The sequence below is a fragment of the Kitasatospora sp. NPDC022856 genome, assembly GCF_055561235.1.
The window spans coordinates 17,229-38,578 of sequence record NZ_JBVHHE010000045.1 but is presented as its reverse complement, the minus strand read 5'-3'; the positions used below and the strand labels follow the sequence as shown (position 1 = coordinate 38,578).

Here is a 21,350-nt window from a genome sequence, read left to right as displayed (position 1 = left end):
CCCTCCCGACCGTGGGCGCCCGCTCCGACCGGCCCGCCGTCCCGACCCGCCGCTGGGCGCCCGCTCGAACCGAGCGGGCGCCCTTCGGCGTCCCCGGGGCGGACACGGCGCCCGCGCGCCCGCCCGGCACCCCGGCACGCCCCCAGTTGAACATGTTCAAACCCGTGCGCCATGATGATCCCGAGCGGGAGCCCCCGACCCCGACCGAGGGGTTCGGGCCACCCCGCCGTGCCCCGCCCTGCCCCGGCGCACCCGCGCTCGCCGGCAGCGGAAGAAAGGACCGTCCACCGTGCCGACTCCTTGGCAGACCCGGCTGAGCACCTCCGCGGTCGCCCTTACGACGCCGTCACCCTCTCCAACGTCCTGGACGGCCCCGGCCCGGCCTTCGCCCGGCGCCTGCGCGCCGCCGTCCAGCACGCCGTCCGCCCCGGCGGAACCGCCGTCCTGCGCAGCATCCGCGAACCGGGCCCCGCCGGCCCGGGCGCCGCCGCCGAGGACCCCTCCCTGCTCTGGGGCGTCATCCGGGTGCTCCGGCTCTGAGGGCCCCGGTCCCGAGGACCACTCAGCTCCGAAGACCACCCGGCTCCGAAGGCCACCCGGCTCTCAAGGCTCCGGCTCTGAAAGCCCCCGGCCCTCAAGGCCGCCGGTTCCGAGGACCACCCACCGCTTCGCGCCCACCACCGGAGTCGACCGTGCGACACCTGCTCCAACGCCACCCCTTCCCGATGCGCACCCACTTCGCGCACTCCCTCGTCCTCACCTACGCCCTCCCGCCGCACCTCCTCGTGCCCCTCGTGCCGCCCGGCCTCGCCCTCGACACCTACACCGACCCCACCGGCACCGAACACGGCTTCGTCGCCGCCGCCGTCGTCGACACCCGCGCGCTGCGCCCGGCCGCCCTGCCCGCCCGCCTCGGCCGCGACTTCATCCTCACCGGCTACCGGATCTTCACCCGGTTCCCCACCCCGGGCGGGCGCACCATGCGCGGACTGCGGATCCTGCGCTCCGACACCGACAACCGGCTGATGGCCGCCGGCGGCAACCTCTTCTCCCGCTACCAGTACCGCTCCGCCAGGATCGGCACCCGGGTACTCGGCGACACCCTGGAGTTCAAGGTGCTCAGCACCGACGGCCGCGCCGACCTGCATGTGCGCGCCGACCTCGCGAGCAGCCCCGCACCCCTACCGCCCGGGAGTCCGTTCGCCGACGCCCGGGCCGCGCGCCGGTTCGCCGGACCGCTGCCCTACACCTTCGAGTACGAGCCGGAAACCCGCTCCATGATCGTCGTCAAGGCCACCCGCACCCACTGGGACCCCGTCCCGGTGGCGGTCGAGGTCCCCCGGCTGACCTTCTTCGACCACGGCCCCTTCACCGGCAGCCGCCCCGTCCTCGCCAACGCCTTCCACGTCGCGGACGTCGACTACGGCTGGGAGGCCGGCCACCGCCGTGCCCTCGACGGAGCCCGCCGATGAACGCCCGGCCCGCCGGGCCCGCGCGGCGCCCCTCGGGTGTCCGCGAGGTGATCCGCTACAACTGGCCGATGTACGCCGCCGGCGCCGTCACCGCCGCCACCGGCTGGGCCCTGGCCCGTCACCTCCCCACCCGGCCCGCCGCCCTCGCCCGCGCCGCCTCGGCCGGCGCCGCCGCGCTCCTCGCCACCAGCACCCTGGCCACCTGGCACGTCTACGACCGCTCCGAACTCCACTCCTACGACTGGCTGTCCGACCTGCTCCCCGACGGCCCGGGCGACCACCTGGTCGTCTGCACCGGACTCGACGAGGCCAGCCGCCCGGTCGCCGCCCGGTACCCCACCGCCCGCCAGCTCGTCGCCGACCTCTACGACCCGGCCCTGACCACCGAGGGCTCGATCCGGCGCGCCCGTCGCCACGCCCCGCCCGCCCCCGGCACCGTCTCCGCCCGCCCCGACGCCCTGCCCGCCGCCACCGGCTCCCTCGACACCGTGCTCACCGTCCTCGCCGCCCACGAACTGCGTCGGCCCGCCGACCGCACGGCACTGTTCACCGAGGCCGTCCGCACCCTGCGGCCCGGCGGCACCCTGCTGCTGGTGGAGCACCTGCGCGACCTCGCCAACACCGCCGCCTACGGCCCGGGCGCCTGGCACTTCCAGCCGCGCGCCACCTGGCTGCGGCACGCCGCCGAGGCCGGACTGCACCCGGCCGCCGAACGCCGGATCGCCACACTGATCACCGCCTTCGCCTTCCGGAGTCCCGCCGCATGACCGAACTGTTCACCCTGGAAGCCCAGTTGAGGTTGGTCGGCGCGGCCCTGGTCGGCATGGGCCTGTTCCACGCCGTCCTGCCGCGCATCGTCCAGTGGCCGGCCGACCTGTCCGGCGCCAGCCTGCTGACCCGCCAGGTCTCCTACGTCCACCTCTTCTTCATCGCGCTGACCTGCGCGCTGCTCGGCCTGATGCCGCTCTGCCTGGCCCCCGACCTCCTCGCCGGCACCCGCCTGGGCACCGCCCTGCTGGCCGGGCAGACGCTCTTCTGGGGCCTGCGCTGGCTGTTCGAGTTCGCCGTCTTCTCCCCCAGGCTCTGGCGCGGCGACCCCCTGCGGACCGCCGCGCACATCGGCCTCTCGGTCCTCTGGACCTGGGTCGCCGCGGTCTTCGCGCTCGCCCTCTGGAGGGTCCTCTAGGGTCCGTGCCGAAGCCCCGGCGGGCGGTTCCCGCGCCGACGACCGCCCGGCGGAACCGCCTGTGACGGGACCGTCGTCCGGTCCCGCCCGAGTCGCGCGCGGAACGGGCCGGCCCCCGGGCCCGTTCTCTGCGACCGCAGCCTCGTAGGCCGATCCGCGATCCGGCGGTGCCGACTCGCGGGGCACGGGATGAAGGTATTCGATATACGAAACTACCCCACGGCGCCTTCGGACGCCGCCCGGGACGCAGTGCCACCGGGCCGTTCGTCACCGGAGAGATATCGCATACGATGAACGAATGAGTCAGAAGAGCTGGGCTGAGCCGATACCGCCCGTGAAGAGCAAGGCCGACCTCGTCTACGGCAGCCTGCACGACGCCATCGCCCGGGGCGACCTGCGCCCGGGCCAGCGCATCAACATGGACGAGCTGGCCCGCAACCTCGGCGTGAGCAAGATCCCCATCCGCGAGGCCGTCAAGCGCCTGGAGGCCGACGGCCTGGTCGTCTCCCGCGTGCACGCCGGTGTCACCGTCGCCGAGATCGACAAGACCGAGATGCGCGGGGTCTTCCTCGCCCGGGAGGCGATCGAGGGGCTGGTCGCCCGGCTGGCGGCCGAGCGGGTCACCGACGCCCTGCTGGCCGACCTCGACGCGGCCCAGCACGACATGCGCGCCGCCCTGGCCACCGGGGCGGTCGACCGGCTGCCCGAGCACAACTCGGAGTTCCACCGCGCACTGGCCCGGGCCGGTGGCTACCGCGTCCTCGGCGAGCTCACCGAGCAGCTCCTGCTGACCATCCGCCGGCACCGGATCACCGCCCCGATGGACCTCCACAACTGGAAGGCCGTCATCGAGGAGCACGACACGATCATCGCCGCGCTGCGCAGCGGGGACCCGGAGGCGGCCGAGCGGGCCGCGCGGGCCCACATCGGCTCGCAGGCCGACCACGAGGTGGCCGAGGAGGACTGAACGGCCCCGGACGGACGGCGGCCCCGCCCTGCCACCCCGCCGAGCGCGGCGGGGTGGCAGGGCGGGGCCGGGTCGTCGTCGGTCAGCGGGCGCTGCCGAGGTCACGGTCCTCCTCGCCGCCCCGGAGCATCAGGGTGGTCTCCTCCAGGCGGCGGAACCGGCCGTCGGGGGCGAACTCGGCGAACACGTACACCTCCATGCGCACGGTGGAGCCGTCGGTCTTGGTGACGTCGACCACGTGGCGGTCGGCGTAGCGGTCCCCCTGGACCAGCTCGTCGAGGACCTCGACGCGGCCGCTCGCGACGACCTCGCGCAGGTGGGCGATGTGGGCGGTGAACTCCGCCCGGTCCGCCCAGCTGCCGTCGGTGCGCTGGCGGTAGTCCGGGGCGAAGTGCCGGTCGACGGCCTCGGCCAGGTCGAGCCCGGGGGTGAAGAGCAGGTCGGTGAGCGCGGTGGCGATGTCGGTCCGCGTGGCGGTGGTCATGACGGGTCCCCTTGGCGTCGGAGTGAAGAGACTTTGCGTGCGTCGAGCACGCATCTGAACAGTACCCCATGGTGCGTGCGTTGCGCACGCTATTCTTGGACGCATGCCGAACGACGTGGGACACGAGATCGCCGACGCACTTGCCGTCGTCCTCCGACGCAGCTCTCGCACACACCTCTACGAGCTCCTGACCAGCGGCCTGGACGGGGCGCTGGACGCCGTCACCTACCCCGTCCTCAGCGCGCTCGCCCGCACCGGGCCGTGCAGCGCCGCCAGACTCGCCGAGGAGATCGGCCTCGACCGCTCGGGCGTCACCCGCCGCGCCAGCCGCCTCGAAGAGGCCGGCCTGCTGCGCCGCGTCCCCGACCCCGACGACGGGCGCGCGACGCTGCTGACCCTCACCGACGCCGGAGAGCGCGTCATCCGGACCACGCGCGAGCGCCTCGCCGCCCACATCGAGGCCTCGCTGGCCGACTGGCCCGCCGACGAGGCCCGGGCCTTCGCCCGCGGCTTCCACCGCTTCGTCACGGGCAGCCTGCTCCGACCGGAGTGACGCGGCCGGGGTACGGGCCGAGGTGCGGCTAGCGCCGCATCGGACAACCTTCGCCCTGTTCAGAGGACGACATCGTGATTTCGTCCCGGCTACGGGCTCTGGTGTCGACGACCTTAGGGTTGGGGCTCCAGCTGGTCTGATGAGGAGCGAGTTGCGCAGATGTCTTCGGAGAGAGAACGACGGCGGATCCTTCGCGATGCCTACAAGGCAGAGCGCAAGCGTGATGAGTGGAACCTGCTCGGCATCGACCGTGAACAGCTCGACGGCCTCCTCGGTCACGTCGAAGAGCGTCTCGCGGAGACCGGATGTGATCACACGCTGAGGCACTCCCGGTCCTGGGCCGACTCCTGTTCAGTGGCGTGGTCCGAGCTGGAAGCGGGCCTGCTGGCCGATGGCGGCGGTTGCGACTGCGAGGTGCTCGCGAACGTGGATCCAGACGAACGGGTCTGATGCCGCTCAGACGACGTTCGCCCTGGTGACGACCTCGCGTAGGCGTTCGTCGGTGGCGTGCTTGTTCCGCCGGATGATGCAGCGGCGGATCATGCTGCCCCTGGGCCTTGTGGCCGGGGTGGTCGGTGCCGTCGAGGGCGAAGTAGCGCAGGGTGGTGAACTGGGCCTCGACCCGGTTGAGCCAGGAGCTGTTGGTCGGGGTTCAGGCGATCTCCACGTTGGTCGCGGCCGCCCATGTCCCGACCCGCTGACACCGCCTCGTTGTCAGGTGCGGCGAGGAGTTGTCAGAGACGATCGCGATCCGCACGCCCGCCGGATGCAGTGAGCGCAGGAAGCGGCACAGCCCCAGGAACTTGGTGCGGTTCTTGGTCTTCTTGATGTGGCGGGTCCTTTTGCTGGCCGCCGCGCTCGGCCCACTGCCGACGACCCGGCCGGGGACCGGCGGTGTCGACCGTGCCCGACCGGGCGAGTCGTACCGGGCCGGAGCGGCCCGCGCCCGTAGGGTCCCGAACGATGGCCGACAACGAACCCGACTTCGACGCGATCGCGGACGAGCTCCACACCCTCGCCCCGCAGGACTTCACGGCGGCCCGGAACCGGCACGCGGACGCCCTGAAGAAGACCGACCCGCAGCTCGCCAAGCAGGTCCGTGCGCTGCGCCGCCCCACTCAGGCCGCCTGGGCCGCCAACCTCCTCGCTCACCGGCACGGCGACCTGGTCGGGCAGCTGCTGGACCTCGGGCAGGCGCTGCGCGACGCCCAGGAGCACCTCTCCGGGGAGCAGTTGCGCACGCTCACCGAGCAGCGGCGGCAGCTGGTGCGGGCGCTGACGGGGCAGGCCGAGCGCGACGCGGCGGAGGCCGGACACCCGCTCGGCGCCGACGCCGTCGCCGAGGTGGACCGGACGCTGGGCGCCGCGCTGGCGGACCCGGACGCCGCCCGCGCCCTCGCGGCGGGGCGGCTGACGGCTCCGCTGGACCCGGTGCTGTGGCCGGGCGCCGGGAAGCCGGACAGCGGAAAGCCGGACGCCGGGAAGCCGGGGAGCCGGAAGCCGGACGCCGGGAAGCCGGGGAGCCGGAAGCCGGGGACCGGGGCCGCGACGAAGAAGGCTGCCGGGACGTCCCCCGCGTCGGCGCGCGACTCGCGCCCCACGAAGGCACAGGCCGCGGCCGAACGGCGGCGCCGGCACGAACAGGAGCAGGCCCGCAAGGCCTTGGCCGGCGCGGAACAGGCCGCGGACAAAGCCGACACCCGGGCCGCGGAGGCCTCTCGGGCCCTCGACGAGGCGGAGTCGGCCCGCCGACGGGCGGAGACCGAAGCCGAGCAGGCCCGGGCCGCGCTGGCCGAGGCGCAGGACCGCGAAGCCCTCGCCCGGGAGCGCCTCACGCGCGCCGAGAAGCAGGCGCGATCCGCCGAAGACGCGGCGCGCACCGCCGACGACCGGGCCGCCAAGGCCCACGAAGGCGTCCAGGAGGCGGCCGAGCGCCTGCGGGTGTCGCAGAGCGACGACGACCAACAGCCGGGCTGAGCGCCGCCGGTCACCCTGCGCCCCACAGGCGGGCACCCGGCGGAGCCGGTCCTCCCGGAGCGGGGCCGCGAACGGATCAGCGGCAGATCCGGTAGCCGTCGCCCGCCCGGGGCCGCTGCCGCCCACCGCCGGGGCGGGTGACCACGACGTCGCCCTCCTCGTACGAGAGCCGGTCGCCCGCCGCGACCAACACCGGCCGGTCCGGTCCGACCCGGAAGCCGGAGTATGGAAGCCGGAGTATGGAAGTCGGAGTGCGGCAGCATCCGGGAGACGGGCGTGGCACCGTCGAGCAGCATTCGCAGGTGCGGAGCGTCCCGCCGGGGGCCGCTGCCGCCGCGACGGGGTCGGAGACCGCCCGACCGTCGGCGGTGCCCCACCACGCGGGAACTCGGTGGCAGGTCGATCAGCGGTCGTGTTGACTTCCGGCGTGAGTCACGTGGCCAACATCATGATCTCCGTCGAGTTCACCGACCGGCCGGCCGTCGAAGCGCTGAGCCAGTGGTTGCGGACGTCCGCCCCACGACGCGGCTACGAACCGGGCGCCGTCGGGTGGGTCGGGTCGCTGAACGAGACGACCGGGAGCGACACGCGCTGGGGCGGCGGCAGGTACCCGGAGTGCGAGGTCTTCGCCGGTGCGCTCAACCACGCGGACCTCGCCGGACTGGTCGCCCGTGTCGAGCGCGTCCCGTGGGTCCACCCGGAGTTGGTGCAGCTGTTCGTGATGGACCAGGAGCAGTCCTACTTCCGGGTCTGGATGTTCCACGGCCCGAGGCTGCGGCAGATCGCCCCCGAAGGCAGGGAGGACGACATCTACCCCGACGGGGGGCCGTCCGACATCCACACGCGGTTCGCGCTCGCCGACGACGCCGAGTTCCTCCGCGACCTGGTGGTCGCCGCCGTCAACTGGGCACCCGGCCGGGATGTCTCGCGCGAGGCGGTGCTCTCCGACCCGCGCAACGCCCACTACGTGGACGGCTGGCCCGGTCGGGGCGACCTGGGCATCGTGGCCCTCTCGACCGGGGAGGCCACCGGGTGGCAGCCGCTCCCGGTCGGCGCCGCGTGGCTGCGGTACCTCCCGGCGGAGGACCCCGGCTACGGCTTCGTCGACCCGGCCGTGCCGGAGCTGAGCATCGGCATCACCGCCGCCCAGCGTGGCCGGGGCATCGGAACCCTGCTGATCAGGCGTCTGCTGCGGACCGCCGCCGAGGCCGGCGTCGAACGCGTCTCGCTGAGCGTCGAGCGGGACAACCCCGCCCTCCGGCTGTACGAGCGCGAGGGCTTCCGCGTGCACGACCCGCGCGAGGGCGAGGACGCGCTGACCATGGTCACCCGCCTCCGCCGGGACTCCTGACCGGGCGGCCGCCCGGCCGTCGGGGCACGGGAGGCGGGCCGGACGGCCAGGAGTCCCGGCCGACGGCCGGTGCTCCTGCCCGAAGGGGAAGGCGGCGGAGGGGGCTGTCCCCCGGGCGGGTCCGGGGGTGTGCTGTCGTGATCTTCGGCCGCCGGGTTCCTAGCGTGGTCACATGACAGCTCCTCACCTTCCCTTCGGTCCGGCCGCCGTGGCACCGCCGGTCGCCCGCCGGGCCACGGCGGCGGGCCTCGCCCTCGCCGCCTGCCTGACGGTGGCGTCCGCCGTGACCGCCCCCGCCTCCGGGGCGGCGTCCGCCTCCGCCGACAGCGCCGCCTCCACCCCCCGGGGCCTGGAGCGCTACTACCACCAGCCCCTCGACTGGCGCAGCTGCGTCCAGGGCCCGGACGACCAGGTCGGCGCGGGCCTGGAGGAGGCGGGCGCGACCTGCGCCGACGTCACCGTGCCACTCGACTACGCCGACCCCCGGGGCCGTACGATCACCGTCGCGATCTCCCGGATCAAGGCCACCGACACCCGCCACCGGATCGGCCCACTGCTGCTCAACGACGGCGGCCCGGGCGGCCAGACCCTCGGGAGCCCGCCGCGCGTCCACACGGCGCTCAAGGAGACCGCCGGCCACTACGACATCATCGGCATGGACCCGCGCTTCGTCGGCCGCAGCACCCCGCTGGACTGCGGCTGGCCGGTCGGCACCAACCTCGTCTCGGCCGGGCTCGGCCGGGCGAGCTTCGACCGGCAGGTCGCCCTCCAGAAGGACCTCGCCGCCAAGTGCCGGGCGGCGGCCGGACCGCTGCTGCCGCACGCCGGCACGCGCAACACGGCCCGCGACATGGACGTCATCCGCGGTGCGCTCGGCGAGCGGAGGATCTCCTACCTGGGGGTCTCGTACGGGACGTACCTGGGCACGGTCTACACCCAGATGTTCCCCGGCCGCTACGACCGGGTGGTACTCGACGGGGCGCTCGACCCGCGCACCTACGGGCCGGTGCTGCTCCCCCACCTGCTGGCGGAGAACGAGCAGGCGCTCGCCGACTGGGCGGCCTGGACGGCGGACCGCCACGACACCTACCGGCTCGGCCGGACCGCCGACGAGGTGACGGCGGGCATCCGGCGGCTCGTCGAGGCGTCGGCGCGCGCCCCGCTGACCGTCGGCAGCGGCACCGACGCCTTCCGACTGGACGACACCCGGGTGCCGTTCCTGCTCTTCGCCGGACTCGCGGACGACACCGACGCCGCACGCGCGAGCCTGGCCGAGCAGATCGCGGTGCTCGCCGAGGCGGCGGCGGGGCGGCCGGCCCTGCCGTCGGCGGCCTTCACCGCCATCCTGCGGTTCGCGTTCACCGGGGAGGCGTCGCCCACCGGCAGCTCCCAGCAGGCGGTCATGTGCGCGGACGCCTCGGCGCCGCGCGACCCCGAGGCGTACTGGCGGGAGATCGAGCGCAGCCGGGCCGAGCACCCGCTGTTCGGCCCGCTGGTCCACAACATCAACCCGTGCGCCTTCTGGGACCGCCCGCGCGAGGCCCGCACCGAGGTGCGACGCGACGCCGAGGTGCTGATAGTCGCCGCCACCGGCGACCCGCGCACCACCTACCGGGACAGCGTCGCGCTGCACGGGCTGCTGCCCGCCTCCCGGCTGCTGACCTTGGAGGGTGCCAACCGGCACGCCCTGTACGGCCTGTACGGCAACGCCTGCGTGGACGACACGGTCAACGCCTACCTGGCGGGGGGCCGGCTGCCGAAGGGCGACCGGACCTGCGCCAAGTAGCGCTCCGCTCCGGCCGTCCCCGCCCCGGGACGGCCGGAGCCGGGCGCGGGTCGGCCCCGCTCCGCGGCGCCCTCACTCCTCGCCGAGGACCATCCACTTCTCCGGCTTCTCCATCGGCACGAACCCGGCCTTGGCGTAGACCTCGTGGGCGTCCGCCGTGGCCAGCATGACGCGGCGCAGCCCGTACGGGGCGAGGTGGTCGCGGACGGCGGCGGCCAGGGCCGTCCCGAGCCCTCTGCCGCGGGCCGAGGGCTCGATGTACACGTCGCAGAGCCAAGCGAAGGTGGTCCGGTCCGTGACCACCCGCGCGTAGCCGAGCTGGGTACCCGCAGCCCGGTCGTAGACGCCGAAGTTGAGGGAGGCGGCGATCGCGGAGTCCTGCTTCTCCCGGGGGCGGCCGCGTGCCCAGTAGGCGTCCTGGGACAGCCACCGGTGGATCAGTTCGGCATCGAGGCGTGCCGGGTCCGTCGAGATCTCGTAGCCGTCGGAGAGGTCATTCGTCATACCGGAATCCAACCAGGCCGGGCCCCCACCGATCCAGGTGAGGGCCCGGTGGCCGGGCGTCCGGCCACCGCCGCGCGGGCGCGCGTCAGAGGGTGATGGTCTTGTACTCGGTGTAGGTGCCGAGGCCGACGGCGCCGAACTCGCGGCCGATGCCGCTGGCCTTGAAACCGCCGAAGGGGCCGTCGAAGCCGACACCGGCCCCGTTCACGGTCACCGTGCCGGTCCGGATCCGGCGGGCGACCGCCAGGGCGTGCTCCTCGTCGGCGGACCAGACGCCGCCCGACAGGCCGTACTCGGAGTCGTTGGCGATGCGGACGGCGTCGTCCTCGCCCTCGTAGGGGATGACCACCAGGACGGGGCCGAAGATCTCCTCCTGGGCGATGCGCATGGCGTTGTCCACGTCGGCGAAGAGGGTGGGGGTCACGTAGTTGCCGCCCTCCAGCCCCGCCGGGACCTCGGGGCCGCCGGTGACGAGGCGGGCGCCCTCCTCGATGCCGATCGCGATGTACCGGCGGACGCGCTCCTGCTGGTCGGGGCGGATCATCGGTCCGATGAAGGTGTCCGGGTCCGCCGGGTCACCGACCTTCAGGGACTCGACGAGCGCCTTGAGTTCCGCGACCACCTCCTCGTAGCGGCTGCGCGGGGCCAGGACGCGGGTCTGGGCGATGCAGGACTCGCCGTTGTTGAGCAGGGAGGAGGACTTCAGCCCCTGCACCGCCCGGTGGATGTCGGCGTCGGCCAGGATGACGGCCGCGGACTTGCCGCCCAGCTCCAGGCTGACCCGCTTGAGCTGCTCCCCCGCGATCGCGGCGATGCGCCGGCCGGCCGGGGTCGAGCCGGTGAAGGCGATCTTGTCGACCTCGGGGTGGGAGATCAGGTACTCGCTGGTCTCGCGGTCGGCTGGCAGCACGCTGATCACCCCGGCGGGCAGCCCCACCTGTGCCAGCAGGTCGGCGAGGAGGCCCATGCTGAGCGAGTTCTCCGGCGAGACCTTCAGGACCACCGAGTTGCCGGCGAGCAGCGCCGGGATGATCTTCGTGGTCGCGGAGGAGAAGGGCGAGTTCCACGGGATCACGGCGGCCACCACGCCGACGGCCTCACGACGGACCACGCTCCGCACCGGCGAGGCCGGGTCGGAGGGCGGCAGGGTCTCCTCCCACCCGAACTCCTCCGCCGCCTTCAGGTAGGCGTTGGCCTGGCGGGTCAGGCCCGGCTGGCCGGCCCGGGTGAACCAGCCCGCGGAGCCGTTCTCGGCGGCGATCAGGGCAGCGATCCGCTCCGCCTGCCGCTCGCGCAGCGCGTTGAAGCGCCGCAGCACCGCCACGCGCTCCAGCGGCGGGGTGTCGCGCCAGGTGCCCTCGACGAACGCGGCCCGGGCCGCCGCCACCGCACGGTCGACGTCCGCCCGCCGGGCCTGCGCGGCGCGGCCGATCACCGTCCGGTCGTGCGGGGACCGGATGTCGAGCAGGGCGGCCTCACTCGGCTCGGTCCAGGCGCCTGCGATGAAGAGCCGGTCATAGACGATCACGCTTCCACTCCTTCGCTATCTGTCACTCGACAGTAGCACTTACTTGCTGATTAAACTCGCTGTCGTTGCATTTGATGGCGGGGTGGCGCCGCGGTCCGTCCGACCGCCGAGGTCCGATGCCGCGCGGACCGGGGGCCTCGCCCCGTCACGACGGTTGCGCACGGCGTCGGCGCGCGGCATCAGTCATTCGACTGCGGCCCCGGAGACGCCCGGAGGGGCGCGGCGCGGCCGCCGCCCCGACCGTCAACTGACTGATGTGCCGGCCCGCCGGGAACGGAAGAGTGCGGTGTGCCGGGCAGGACGGACAGCCGCCCCGTCCGGGGACACATCCGCGTCACACGGAAGGCTCGACATGATCGACAGGCGTAGCTTCAACAGGGCCCTGGGACTGGGTGCCGGTGCGGCCGCGGTCTCGATGGCCACCCTGCCGGGCACGGCCACCGCCGCGCCCGTCCCCGGCGGCCCCGGCGCGGCCCCGGTCGTGCCCACGGTCACCCCGGGCACGCACACGTCCTTCCCGCGGCTGAAGCAGGCCGAGGCCGGGCTGCTGAACGTGGGATACGCCGAACTCGGCCCGACGCACGGACCGGTGGTGCTCTGCCTGCACGGCTGGCCGTACGACATCCACAGCTACGTCGACGTCGCCCCGCTCCTGGCCGGCCTCGGGTACCGCGTGATCGTCCCCTACCTGCGCGGGCACGGCACCACCCGGTTCCTGTCGCCCCGGACCTTCCGCAACGGCCAGCAGTCCGCCATCGCGATGGACGTCATCGCCCTGCTGGACACCCTCCGGATCGACCGCGCCGTGGTGGCCGGGTTCGACTGGGGGTCCCGGACCGGGGACGTCCTCGCGGCCCTGTGGCCCGAACGGGTCAAGGCCCTGGTGTCGGTGAGCGGCTACCTCATCACCAACCGCCAGGCGCAGCTGGACCCGATCGCGCCGGCCGGCGAGCACACCTGGTGGTACCAGTACTACTTCGCCACCGAACGCGGCAGGAAGGCCATGGAGGACAAGGGCCTGCGCCACGATCTGACCCGCTTCGTCTGGCAGCAGGTCTCCCCCACCTGGAAGTTCGACGACGCGACCTTCGAGCGCACGGAGGCCGCCTTCGAGAACCCCGACTACGCCGCGGTCGTGATCCACAACTACCGCTGGCGGCTCAGCGTCGCCGACGGCGAGCGCCGCTACGACCGCTACGAGGACCGGCTGGCCCTGAAGCCGACCATCGGGGTGCCGACGATCACCCTCGACCCCGCGCTGGACCCGTTCACCGCTCCCGGCGACGGCGCCTCGTACCGGGCCATGTTCACCGGGAAGTACGAGCACCGGACGCTCGGCGGCATCGGCCACAACCTGCCCCAGGAGGCGCCGACCGCGTTCGCCCAGGCCGTCGTGGACGTGGACCACTTCTGACGGCGCGCCGCCGGGAGGGGGCCGGCCCCCTCCCGGCGCAGGTCCCCGCGCTACTGACACAGCGACGAGGTGGTTGCGAGCCGAAGCTGCACACCGCCGCTAGACTCCCCCCGTGAGAGCTGACGCCGCGCGGAACATCGAAGCCGTCCTGACGACGGGAGCGCGGATGCTGGCCGCCGACCCGGGCGCGAGCATCGCGAGCATCGCCGCCGAGGCGGGGGTGGACCGGCGGACCGTCTACCGGCGCTTCAGCTCCCGCGAGGAACTCCTCACCGCCATCCACTCCGCCCGCCTGGACGCCGTCGAGCGGGCCATCGCCGACGCCCGTCTGCGCGAGGCCCCCGTCGCCGTGGCCCTGCACCGCTACGTGGAGAACGTCATCGAGGTCAACCGCGCCTGGCCGGTGGACCTGGCCCGGATGCTCGCCGACGAGGAGACCCGCAGGCGCCGCGACAGCTCCGTCGCCGAGGTCGGGGACTTCCTCCGACGCGCCGTCACCGAAGGGCTGCTGCGCCCCGGCCTCCCCGAGGGCTGGGTCGCCGCCCTGCTGCCCCAGCTCGTGCACCTGGTGACACGTCAGGCGCCCGACCTGGCCGCCGGACCGGCGGCCGACCTGGTGGTCGACACCCTGCTGCGGGGGGCCGGCGCGCCGTGACGCGCCCGGCCCGGCGCGGCGGCCCGCCCCCCGCGGCCGACCCCGACCGATCGCCCACACACGGTGCTATGCTCGACGGCGGAAAACCCATCTGACGGAAAGCGTGGAGCAGACATGGCGGGTGACGACGACATCTCCGGGTGAGACCCGGTCCTGAAGCCGTCGGCGGGCATCGGTGCCCCGGGCCAACGGCTTCGTTCGTCGTTCCCCTTCCCCCTGTCTGCTCGCAGGCCGAGGTGTCTCCGCCTGCCCATCCTCCGGGTTGTCCTCATGTCCGATGCGTCCATCGTCTGCTCCCAGCTCTCCTTCTCCTGGCCCGACGACACCCCCGTCTTCCAGGACCTCTCCTTCGCCCTCGGCACCGGCCGCACCGGCCTGGTCGCTCCCAACGGCGCGGGCAAGAGCACGCTGCTCAAGCTCATCGCCGGTCAACTGACGCCCACCACAGGATCGTTGACCGTCAGCGGCACACCCGGCTACCTGCCGCAGGACCTCCCGCTGACGGCGGACCTCGCGGTCGCCGACGTCCTCGGCGTCGCCGGGGTGATCCGCGCCATCGACGCGGTGGAGTCCGGTGACGTGGCCGAGGAGCACTTCACCGCCATCGGCGACGACTGGGACGTCGAGGAGCGCAGCCTCGCCCAGCTCGAACGTCTCGGCCTGGCCGGCGTCGGCCTGGACCGGCGGCTGGGCACCCTCAGCGGCGGCCAGATCGTCCAGCTCGGCCTCGCGGCGCAACTGCTCAAGCGGCCCGACGTGCTGCTGCTCGACGAACCCACCAACAACCTCGACCTCGCCGCCCGCCACCGGCTCCACGGCGTCCTGGAGGACTTCTCCGGCTGCCTGCTGCTGGTCAGCCACGACCGTGCGCTGCTCGACCGGATGGACCGGATCGCCGAGCTCGACTCCGGCGAACTGCGGCTGTTCGGCGGCAACTTCACCGCCTACGAGCAGGCCGCGGAGGCCGGGCGCGAGGTCGCGGCCAAGAACATCCGCAATGCCGAACAGGAACTCAAGCGGGAGAAGCGGGAGTTGCAGCAGGCGCGGGAGCGCGCCGACCGCCGGGCGAGCAACGCCGGCCGCAACCTCAAGAACGCCGGTCTGCCCCGCATCTTCGCCGGGACCATGAAGCGCGGCGCCCAGGAGTCCGCAGGACGCGCCGGCCAGGTCCACGCGGCCCGCCTCGGCGAGGCCAGGGCCCGGCTCGACGAGGCCGAGCGCGCCCTGCGCGACGACCAGCGCCTGACCCTGGACCTGTCCGGCACCCGGGTGCCGAGCGGGCGCGACCTCTTCGTCGGCGAGAACCTCCAGGTGCTGCGCGGCGGCACGCCCCTGTTCGCTGGTGGCGGCGTCGATCTGACCGTCCGCGGGCCCGAGCGGATCGCCCTGCTCGGACAGAACGGAACCGGCAAGACCACCCTTCTGCGCCTGCTGGTCGGGGACCTCGCCCCCGACGGCGGACGGCTCAGGCGCTCGGACGGCCGGGTCGCCTACCTCTCCCAGCGGCTGGACCTGTTGGACCCGGACCGCAGCGTGGCGGACAACTTCGCGGTGGCCGCGCCGGAGCTGCCGGCGCCCGAGCGGATGAACGTGCTCGCCCGCTTCCTCTTCCGCGGCGCCCGCGCCCACCTCCCGGTCGGGGTGCTCTCGGGCGGCGAGCGGCTGCGCGCCACCCTGGCCTGTGTGCTGTGCGGCGACCCCGCGCCCCAGTTGCTCCTCCTCGACGAGCCGACCAACAACCTCGACCTGGTGAGCGTCGGACAGCTCGAATGCGCCCTCGCCTCCTACCAGGGCGCCTTCGTCGTGGTCAGCCACGACGAGCGTTTCCTGGCCGGCATCGGGGTGGACCGGTGGCTGCGGCTGGCCGGCGGCACGCTGGAGGAGGTGGCCGCGCCCGAGGCGTGAGCCCCGTTCAGGTCCGGCCGGCGCGGAGGGACGGCGCCGGCCGGGCCCGCGAGGGCCGCACGGCTGCGCCGCGCCCGCCCGGTCGCTGCCCCTGATTTCGCCCTCGCCCCCGTGATGGCGTACAGTCGGGTTCACCGACGCGGGGTGGAGCAGCTCGGTAGCTCGCTGGGCTCATAACCCAGAGGTCGCAGGTTCAAATCCTGTTCCCGCTACTACGAGGGCCCGGGGTCGGCGCACACTGTGCGCCGACCCCGGGCCTTGTTCGTTCACCCGGCCTGCCGGTCCGACCGGCAGGCCGCTCCGGCTTCCCGCCCGCCCCCGGCGGCCGGCCGGCGCCTCACCCCACCGGTCGGTGCGGGCGGCTGCCGGCCGGCCGCGGGCCGGGGTCGTCGTCCGTGGCGAGTTCGGGTTCCAGGCCCTCCGGGAGCCTCGGCGTGCGGAGGCCGCTCTCCCGCCGCCAGGCCTCGAACGCCCAGGCGGTCGAAGCGACCAGCGCGAACCCGAGCAGCCAGCCGCCGAGGACGTCGCTGACCCAGTGCACGCCGAGGGCGATCCTGGTCAGACCCGTCCCGAGCACGGTCACCGCGGCGATCGCCCAGGCCACCGGGCGGGCCCGCCGGGGCACGACCGGCAGGAGCACCAGCAGCAGGATCGCGCACGAGGCCATGGCGGTCATGGCGTGCCCCGACGGGAAGGAGAAGCCCGGCGCGTGGGCGACGGGATCGGGCAGCCGGGGCCGGACCCGGGCCACCGTGACCTTGACCAGCAGGCCGGTCAGACCGGCGGCCAGCTCGGTGAGGGCCGCCCACAGGGCCAGCCGCCAGGCCCGCCGCCACAGCAGCCAGCCGACGGTGGCCGCCACCAGCAGGCGCATCGTGACCGGGTCCCAGACCCAGTTGCTCAGTACCCGCGTGGTCTCCAGCAGGAGCGGGTGGTGCCGGACGGCTTCGTTCAGGTGCACCGCCGCGCCGGCGTCCAGCTCGCGCAGCGGCTCCCAGCCGGCCTCGATCAGCACCAGCAGGACGGCGGTCGGCACCGCCGCCACGGCGAACGCCAGGACGGCCGCGAGCAGGCGCTCCCCGAAGCGCCGGTCGGCCCGGCGCTGGGAGAAGCGGCGCCGGGTGAGCCAGCGCCGGGAGAGCCGGCGCAGCGCGGGGACCCGGGTACGGGCGGGGCTTCGGTGCGGCCTCCGGTCAGCTGTCATCGTGGCTCGTCTACCCACGACCTGCGGAATCATCCTCGGGGTCGGGCAGCACCGGCTCCTCGACGCCCGCCCGGTCGGCCTCCAGCTGCGCGGCGAAGGCGATCCCGAGGAAGAGCGCGATCGCGGTCAGGTAGGCCCACATCAGGAGCGAGATGATCACGCTCAGCGGCCCGTACACCGCGTCGATCGAGTTGCTCAGCCGCAGGTACAGGCCGAGCAGGGCGGTCAGGCCGACCCACAGCACCAGGTACACGGCGGCGCCGAAGGCGAGCCAGGTGTGGCCGGGCTGTCGGCGGCGCGGTGCCCGGTGGAAGATGACGCTCGCGGACAGCAGGGCGAGCACGATGCCGGCCGGCCATCGCAGGACCGCCCAGACGAGGGCCTCCCGATGGGTCCCCGGCCCGCCCGCCTCGACGACAGCCGCGGCGATCTCCCGGCCCGCCACCAGCAGGACGAAGCCGAGGCCGAGCGGCAGACCGGCCAGCACGGCCATCAGCAGTCCGCGCGCGTACTTGCGGTGGAACGGCCGGTCGCGTTCGATGCCGTAGATCCGGTTGGCCCCGCGCTCGATCTGGCACATCGCGGTGGCGACGTTGACGAGGGAGAACACGGCGCCGCCCCACAGGGCGACGCTCCCGCCGTCCCCCGCGCGCTCGCGGCCGCTCCGCAGGACCTGGTCGACCAGGTCGGAACTCGGGCCCGCGGTGAGCCGGGCGATGGTCAGCTCGGTCACCCGGCCGAGCCACTGGGTGTGCAGGACGGACGAGAGGCCGACCACCGCGATCGCGAACGGGACGAGGGCGAGCACGGTCTGGAAGGCGAGGGCCCGGGCGTGGCTGAAGCCGTCGGCGTAGCGGAAGCGCAGGAAGGCGTCCCTGAGCAGCTGCCACCGGCCGTACGCGCGCAGCGTCGTGACGGCCTCGTCGGCGGAGAGCTCCTCGGGCTCGCGGCCGCGGTGGCCGACGCGGGTGGCGGTTCCCACTCAGCTGCTCCGTTCGGCCGGGACGGGATCGGCTCCGACCGGGTGGGACCCGTCGACCGCAGCCCCGCCACCCGCGGCTCCGTCGACCGCAGCCCCGCCGACCGCAGCTCCGTTGACCGGGGGCCCGCCGGCCGTCGGCGTGTGGACCAGCAGGGCGCCGGGCCGGACGGCCAGCCGCAGGGTGCGGCCGGCCGGCAGGCACTCCCCGTCGAGCTCCCGCGGCTGGTCCCGGTCGGCGGTGAGGTGGATCCGGCGCGCCTGGAAGTGTTCGAACGGCGCCGACCCGCCCCCCGCGCCGGTCCGCCCGGTGAGCAGCCGCGCTGCCGCCGCCGGCCAGCCGGCGAGGCCGCGCGGGTGGACCAGGACGAGGTCGAGCAGGCCGTCGTCCGGCCGGGCGCCCGGCAGCAGCCGGATCCCGCCCTGGAGCGCGCCGACGTTGCCGATCACGGCCATCGCGGCCCGCCGGTGGAGCGGGCGCGCGTCGTCCAGGGTGACGGTGAGCCGCATCCGGCGGTCGCCGAGGTGGCGGAGCAGCGGGGGAAGGTAGGCGGGCCAGCCCCAGCGGCTCTTCGCGCGGCGGCTGGTGCCGGCCATCGCCGCGGCGTCCAGGCCGATGCCCGCCATGGCGCTGACCACCGTGGCGGTGATGCCGTCGCCGTCGGCCAGGGCGAGGTCGATCCGGCGGGGCCCGCCAGCGAGGGCGTCCGCCAGCGCCCGCGCCGGGTCGGCCGGCAGGCCGAGGTTGCGGGCGAGCAGGTTCCCGGTGCCGCAGGGGGCGATGGCCAGCGCGACGCCCGTACCGGCGAGGGCGTGCGAGCACGCCGTCACGGTGCCGTCGCCGCCGCAGGCCACCACCAGGTCGGCCCCGGCGGCGACCGCGGCCGCCGCGGCGCCCCGGCCGGGGTCGGCCTCGCTGGTGGCGGTTCTGGTCGGCGCCGCCCAGCCGTGGCCGGCGAGGACGCGGTCGATCCGGTCGAGGGTGTCCTCGTCGACCAGGACGGGGTTGAAGACCACCACCGCCCGGCCGGCGGACGGGTGATCGGGTACGGCTGCCACGGTGGTCTCCCTGGGGTCGGAGAGGAAAGCCCGCCACATGATCCAGAGCACGGCGCCGCCGTTCACCAGCCCGGCCAGCACGTCGGTCGGGTGGTGCATGCCGCGGTACAGCCGGCTGAACCCGACCAGCACCGGCAGCAGCGCCGCCAGGGCGCACAGCGGCAGCCGGAGCGGCCCCCGCAGGCGCAGGACGGCGAGGACGGCCAGTGCGCCGTACAGCGCGACCGCCGCGCCGACGTGGCCGGACGGGAAGCTGGAGGTCGGCGGTGCGCCGTCGAGCCGGGGCGCGGTCGGCCGGGGCCGGTCCACGCACAGGGTGACCAGCAGGAAGACCGCGGACTGGGCGGCGACGGCGCCGCCGAGGAAGGCGGCCTCGCGCCACCGCCGGGCGCCCAGCAGCAGCGCGAGCACGGCGGCGCCCGCCACGGCGATCACGGCCCCGGTGCTCGCGAGGACCGAGAGCCACGCGGTGACGGTGTCGAGGACGGGTACCCGGCCGGCGGCGAGCCGGTCGGTCAGCGCGTTCTCCCCCGGCCGCCAGAGGTGCAGCGGCGGGTGGGTGATCGTGAGACCGGCCAGCACCATGAGCACCGTCTGGGCGAGCAGAGCCGGTGCGATCGTTCGGAGCGGACGCCTTACCCCTGTGGTCACGCCCCTCGTCTGCCCGGACACCGCCGTTTCATGGCCGGGCCGGCGCATCCCGTCCGGACGGCGCCCTCCGGACGCCCGCGCCGTCGGCCCGCCCGGGCGCCGCCGTCAGAGGTCGAGCACGGCGCCCGTCCCGGCGCCGCCGTCAGAGGTCGAGGTCGAGCAGGGCGTTGGCGACGACCTCGGTGAGGGCGGGGTGGATCCAGTACGGGGTGCCGGCCAGGGTGGGGACGTCGATGCCGAGGGTCATCGCGACGACCAGGGGCTGGATCAGGGTGGACGCCTGCGGGCCGAGGACGTGGGCGCCCAGCAGGCGGCCGGTCCCCGGGTCCGCGATCACCTTGCAGAAGCCGGCGGTGTCCTCCAGCGCCCATCCGTAGGCGACGTCCGCGTACCGGCGGGTGGCGGTCGTGTAGTCGAGGCCGGCGTCCCGGCACTCCCGCTCGGTCCGGCCCACCTGGGCGATCTGGGGGCGGGTGAAGACCGCGGCGGGGACGGCGTCGTAGCTGGTGGCGATCAGGTCGTCGGGGTGCAGCAGATTGTGCGCGACCACCTGCGCCTCCCGGTTGGCGACGTGCTTGAGCGGCACGGGCGTGCACACGTCACCGAGGGCGAAGACGCCTGGCGCGGTGGTCCGCTGGTGGGCGTCCACCACCACGCGGCCGTCCTCCCGCAGGGCGATGCCGGCCCGGTCGGCGTCGATGGTGTCGCTGTTGGGCGTCCGGCCGACCGCCACCAGCAGGGCGTCGGCCTCGACCGCGGAGCCGTCGTCCAGGCGCAGCCGCAGCCGGCCCGGTTCCCCCTCCAGTCCGGTCAGCTCGACACCGGTGCGCACGTCGAACGCGGAGCGGGCCAGTCGGGTGTAGGCGCGGGACACCGACTCGTCCTGCGGGGCGAGCAGGGTCTCCTGCTTCTCGATGATCGTGATCCGGCTGCCGGCCGCGTGGAAGACGTGCGCCAGCTCGGCGGCGATGTAGCCGCCACCGAGGACGGCCAGGTGCCGCGGCGGCGTCGGGCGCCGCATGATCGTGTCGGAGGTCTCGTAGGGCAGCCCGCTGTCGCGTACCGGCGGCGGGACCACCGGGCGGCTGCCGACCGCCACCACGACCCGGTCCGCGGTGATGTGCACCTCTCTCCCGTCGCCCTCCACCACCAGCGTCCGCTCGCCGGTGAAGCGCGCCCGGCCGCGGTGGACGGTGACGAAGTCCGAGCCGCGCCGGCCCTGCTCCCCCTCCGCGGCCTGCCCGTCGAGGCGCCCGAAGACGCGGTCGCGTACCCGTGGCCACCGCAGGACGCCCGGTGCGGCGTCCACGTCGAAGCGGCCCGCCTCCCGCACGGTGTCCGCGACGTCGGCCGTGTGGGCGAGCATCTTGCTGGGGATGCAGCCCCGGTTCAGACAGGTCCCGCCGAACGGCCCCTCCTCGACGACGGCGACGTCGAGGCCGCCGAAGCGGTCGTCGATCACCGTGTTGCCGGAGCCCGCGCCCAGGACGACAAGATCGTGGTGTGGCATGTCCGGAGGCTACCCCCGCGCGCCGCCCCGACACCGGAGTGCGGAGGGACCGCCCTTCGGGTCGCGGACGGGGCAGCCGCGCCGGCCGGACCGGGCGGGTGAATCCCGGACCGGATCGAGCCATGCGGGTCCGGTCACCGGGTAGGCGCTGGAGGCCGCGCGGAC

General features: G+C 74.5%; 20 protein-coding genes, 1 tRNA gene and 1 pseudogene. 14 read left to right on the top strand and 8 right to left on the bottom strand.

Features of this window, described 5'->3' with window-relative positions; translation table 11 throughout:
- The first annotated feature begins 300 nt into the window (after positions 1 to 300).
- From ACZ34W_RS33370 to ACZ34W_RS33350, 5 genes are all read left to right on the top strand, one after another.
- Positions 301 to 540 (top strand): hypothetical protein, encoded by a 240-nt coding sequence (locus tag ACZ34W_RS33370; RefSeq protein ID WP_465609521.1) that lies wholly within the window; start codon positions 301 to 303, stop codon positions 538 to 540.
- 152 nt (positions 541 to 692) lie between these two features.
- Complete coding sequence (locus tag ACZ34W_RS33365) at positions 693 to 1,472, top strand: DUF2071 domain-containing protein (RefSeq protein WP_465609520.1); 780 nt, start codon at positions 693 to 695, stop codon at positions 1,470 to 1,472.
- Positions 1,469 to 2,239: a class I SAM-dependent methyltransferase gene (locus ACZ34W_RS33360; protein WP_465609518.1), complete on the top strand. Its 771-nt coding sequence runs from the start codon at positions 1,469 to 1,471 to the stop codon at positions 2,237 to 2,239. Before ACZ34W_RS33365 ends, ACZ34W_RS33360 begins: the two co-directional genes overlap by 4 nt.
- Complete coding sequence (locus tag ACZ34W_RS33355) at positions 2,236 to 2,658, top strand: hypothetical protein (protein WP_329485468.1); 423 nt, start codon at positions 2,236 to 2,238, stop codon at positions 2,656 to 2,658. Before ACZ34W_RS33360 ends, ACZ34W_RS33355 begins: the two co-directional genes overlap by 4 nt.
- A gap of 298 nt (positions 2,659 to 2,956) precedes the next feature.
- Positions 2,957 to 3,625: a GntR family transcriptional regulator gene (locus tag ACZ34W_RS33350; RefSeq protein WP_465609517.1), complete on the top strand. Its 669-nt coding sequence runs from the start codon at positions 2,957 to 2,959 to the stop codon at positions 3,623 to 3,625.
- Positions 3,626 to 3,707: 82 nt separating this feature from the next.
- Here ACZ34W_RS33350 and ACZ34W_RS33345 read toward each other — a convergent pair whose 3' ends face one another.
- A complete protein-coding gene (locus ACZ34W_RS33345; RefSeq protein ID WP_329485470.1) occupies positions 3,708 to 4,109 on the bottom strand; it encodes a nuclear transport factor 2 family protein in 402 nt (133 codons plus the stop codon).
- 103 nt (positions 4,110 to 4,212) lie between these two features.
- Here ACZ34W_RS33345 and ACZ34W_RS33340 point away from each other — a divergent pair, with 103 nt between their 5' ends.
- Both ACZ34W_RS33340 and ACZ34W_RS33335 read left to right on the top strand, forming a co-directional pair.
- A complete protein-coding gene (locus ACZ34W_RS33340; protein ID WP_359811730.1) occupies positions 4,213 to 4,662 on the top strand; it encodes a MarR family winged helix-turn-helix transcriptional regulator in 450 nt (149 codons plus the stop codon).
- Between the two features lie 159 nt (positions 4,663 to 4,821).
- A complete protein-coding gene (locus ACZ34W_RS33335) occupies positions 4,822 to 5,112 on the top strand; it encodes a DUF2695 domain-containing protein (protein ID WP_465609514.1) in 291 nt (96 codons plus the stop codon).
- A 6-nt stretch (positions 5,113 to 5,118) separates the two neighbouring features.
- Here ACZ34W_RS33335 and ACZ34W_RS33330 read toward each other — a convergent pair.
- A pseudogene (locus ACZ34W_RS33330) lies at positions 5,119 to 5,494 on the bottom strand (hypothetical protein); the annotation flags it as partial.
- Between the two features lie 131 nt (positions 5,495 to 5,625).
- On the opposite strand from ACZ34W_RS33330, the gene ACZ34W_RS33325 reads away from it, so the two are divergent.
- From ACZ34W_RS33325 to ACZ34W_RS33315, 3 genes are all read left to right on the top strand, one after another.
- A complete protein-coding gene (locus ACZ34W_RS33325) occupies positions 5,626 to 6,639 on the top strand; it encodes a hypothetical protein (RefSeq protein ID WP_465609512.1) in 1,014 nt (337 codons plus the stop codon).
- Positions 6,640 to 7,066: 427 nt separating this feature from the next.
- Positions 7,067 to 7,990, top strand: coding sequence for a GNAT family N-acetyltransferase (locus tag ACZ34W_RS33320; protein WP_465609510.1), 924 nt, complete (start codon positions 7,067 to 7,069; stop codon positions 7,988 to 7,990).
- Between the two features lie 172 nt (positions 7,991 to 8,162).
- On the top strand, positions 8,163 to 9,776 hold the full coding sequence (locus ACZ34W_RS33315) for an alpha/beta fold hydrolase (protein WP_465609508.1): 1,614 nt from the start codon (positions 8,163 to 8,165) through the stop codon (positions 9,774 to 9,776).
- Between the two features lie 72 nt (positions 9,777 to 9,848).
- Here ACZ34W_RS33315 and ACZ34W_RS33310 read toward each other — a convergent pair whose 3' ends face one another.
- Both ACZ34W_RS33310 and ACZ34W_RS33305 read right to left on the bottom strand, forming a co-directional pair.
- Entirely contained in the window at positions 9,849 to 10,280 is a 432-nt protein-coding gene (locus tag ACZ34W_RS33310) for a GNAT family N-acetyltransferase (RefSeq protein ID WP_359838683.1), read from the bottom strand.
- An 85-nt stretch (positions 10,281 to 10,365) separates the two neighbouring features.
- Entirely contained in the window at positions 10,366 to 11,808 is a 1,443-nt protein-coding gene (locus tag ACZ34W_RS33305) for an aldehyde dehydrogenase (RefSeq protein WP_465609505.1), read from the bottom strand.
- Positions 11,809 to 12,160: 352 nt separating this feature from the next.
- Here ACZ34W_RS33305 and ACZ34W_RS33300 point away from each other — a divergent pair, with 352 nt between their 5' ends.
- The 4 genes from ACZ34W_RS33300 (at position 12,161) to ACZ34W_RS33285 (ending at position 15,994) form a co-directional block, all read left to right on the top strand.
- Positions 12,161 to 13,222 (top strand): alpha/beta fold hydrolase, encoded by a 1,062-nt coding sequence (locus ACZ34W_RS33300; protein WP_465609503.1) that lies wholly within the window; start codon positions 12,161 to 12,163, stop codon positions 13,220 to 13,222.
- Between the two features lie 166 nt (positions 13,223 to 13,388).
- Entirely contained in the window at positions 13,389 to 13,877 is a 489-nt protein-coding gene (locus ACZ34W_RS33295; protein ID WP_329491987.1) for a TetR/AcrR family transcriptional regulator, read from the top strand.
- Positions 13,878 to 14,147: 270 nt separating this feature from the next.
- On the top strand, positions 14,148 to 15,782 hold the full coding sequence (locus ACZ34W_RS33290) for an ABC-F family ATP-binding cassette domain-containing protein (RefSeq protein ID WP_465609501.1): 1,635 nt from the start codon (positions 14,148 to 14,150) through the stop codon (positions 15,780 to 15,782).
- 138 nt (positions 15,783 to 15,920) lie between these two features.
- A tRNA-Met gene (locus ACZ34W_RS33285) sits at positions 15,921 to 15,994 on the top strand.
- Positions 15,995 to 16,119: 125 nt separating this feature from the next.
- Here the strand turns inward: ACZ34W_RS33285 and ACZ34W_RS33280 are convergent.
- From ACZ34W_RS33280 to ACZ34W_RS33265, 4 genes are all read right to left on the bottom strand, one after another.
- The gene (locus tag ACZ34W_RS33280) at positions 16,120 to 16,986 is read right to left on the bottom strand and encodes a phosphatase PAP2 family protein (RefSeq protein ID WP_465609499.1); all 867 of its coding nucleotides are present in this window, start codon (positions 16,984 to 16,986) and stop codon (positions 16,120 to 16,122) included.
- Between the two features lie 10 nt (positions 16,987 to 16,996).
- The gene (locus tag ACZ34W_RS33275; RefSeq protein ID WP_329485487.1) at positions 16,997 to 17,968 is read right to left on the bottom strand and encodes a YihY/virulence factor BrkB family protein; all 972 of its coding nucleotides are present in this window, start codon (positions 17,966 to 17,968) and stop codon (positions 16,997 to 16,999) included.
- The gene (locus ACZ34W_RS33270; protein WP_465609496.1) at positions 17,969 to 19,675 is read right to left on the bottom strand and encodes a bifunctional phosphatase PAP2/diacylglycerol kinase family protein; all 1,707 of its coding nucleotides are present in this window, start codon (positions 19,673 to 19,675) and stop codon (positions 17,969 to 17,971) included.
- A gap of 142 nt (positions 19,676 to 19,817) precedes the next feature.
- The gene (locus tag ACZ34W_RS33265) at positions 19,818 to 21,185 is read right to left on the bottom strand and encodes a mycothione reductase (RefSeq protein ID WP_465609494.1); all 1,368 of its coding nucleotides are present in this window, start codon (positions 21,183 to 21,185) and stop codon (positions 19,818 to 19,820) included.
- Between the last annotated feature and the right edge of the window lie 165 nt (positions 21,186 to 21,350).

What these genes read in the sequence shown, in the direction of transcription:
- ACZ34W_RS33295 (WP_329491987.1), top strand. Translation starts at nt 13,389, where the DNA reads ATGCTGGCCGCCGACCCGGGCGCGAGCATCGCGAGCATCGCCGCCGAG.
- ACZ34W_RS33335 (WP_465609514.1), top strand. Translation starts at nt 4,822, where the DNA reads ATGTCTTCGGAGAGAGAACGACGGCGGATCCTTCGCGATGCCTACAAG.
- ACZ34W_RS33355 (WP_329485468.1), top strand. Translation starts at nt 2,236, where the DNA reads ATGACCGAACTGTTCACCCTGGAAGCCCAGTTGAGGTTGGTCGGCGCG.
- ACZ34W_RS33315 (WP_465609508.1), top strand. Translation starts at nt 8,163, where the DNA reads ATGACAGCTCCTCACCTTCCCTTCGGTCCGGCCGCCGTGGCACCGCCG.
- ACZ34W_RS33300 (WP_465609503.1), top strand. Translation starts at nt 12,161, where the DNA reads ATGATCGACAGGCGTAGCTTCAACAGGGCCCTGGGACTGGGTGCCGGT.
- ACZ34W_RS33345 (WP_329485470.1), bottom strand. Translation starts at nt 4,109, where the DNA reads ATGACCACCGCCACGCGGACCGACATCGCCACCGCGCTCACCGACCTG.
- ACZ34W_RS33310 (WP_359838683.1), bottom strand. Translation starts at nt 10,280, where the DNA reads ATGACGAATGACCTCTCCGACGGCTACGAGATCTCGACGGACCCGGCA.
- ACZ34W_RS33280 (WP_465609499.1), bottom strand. Translation starts at nt 16,986, where the DNA reads ATGACAGCTGACCGGAGGCCGCACCGAAGCCCCGCCCGTACCCGGGTC.
- ACZ34W_RS33350 (WP_465609517.1), top strand. Translation starts at nt 2,957, where the DNA reads ATGAGTCAGAAGAGCTGGGCTGAGCCGATACCGCCCGTGAAGAGCAAG.
- ACZ34W_RS33290 (WP_465609501.1), top strand. Translation starts at nt 14,148, where the DNA reads ATGTCCGATGCGTCCATCGTCTGCTCCCAGCTCTCCTTCTCCTGGCCC.
- ACZ34W_RS33265 (WP_465609494.1), bottom strand. Translation starts at nt 21,185, where the DNA reads ATGCCACACCACGATCTTGTCGTCCTGGGCGCGGGCTCCGGCAACACG.
- ACZ34W_RS33360 (WP_465609518.1), top strand. Translation starts at nt 1,469, where the DNA reads ATGAACGCCCGGCCCGCCGGGCCCGCGCGGCGCCCCTCGGGTGTCCGC.
- ACZ34W_RS33325 (WP_465609512.1), top strand. Translation starts at nt 5,626, where the DNA reads ATGGCCGACAACGAACCCGACTTCGACGCGATCGCGGACGAGCTCCAC.
- ACZ34W_RS33340 (WP_359811730.1), top strand. Translation starts at nt 4,213, where the DNA reads ATGCCGAACGACGTGGGACACGAGATCGCCGACGCACTTGCCGTCGTC.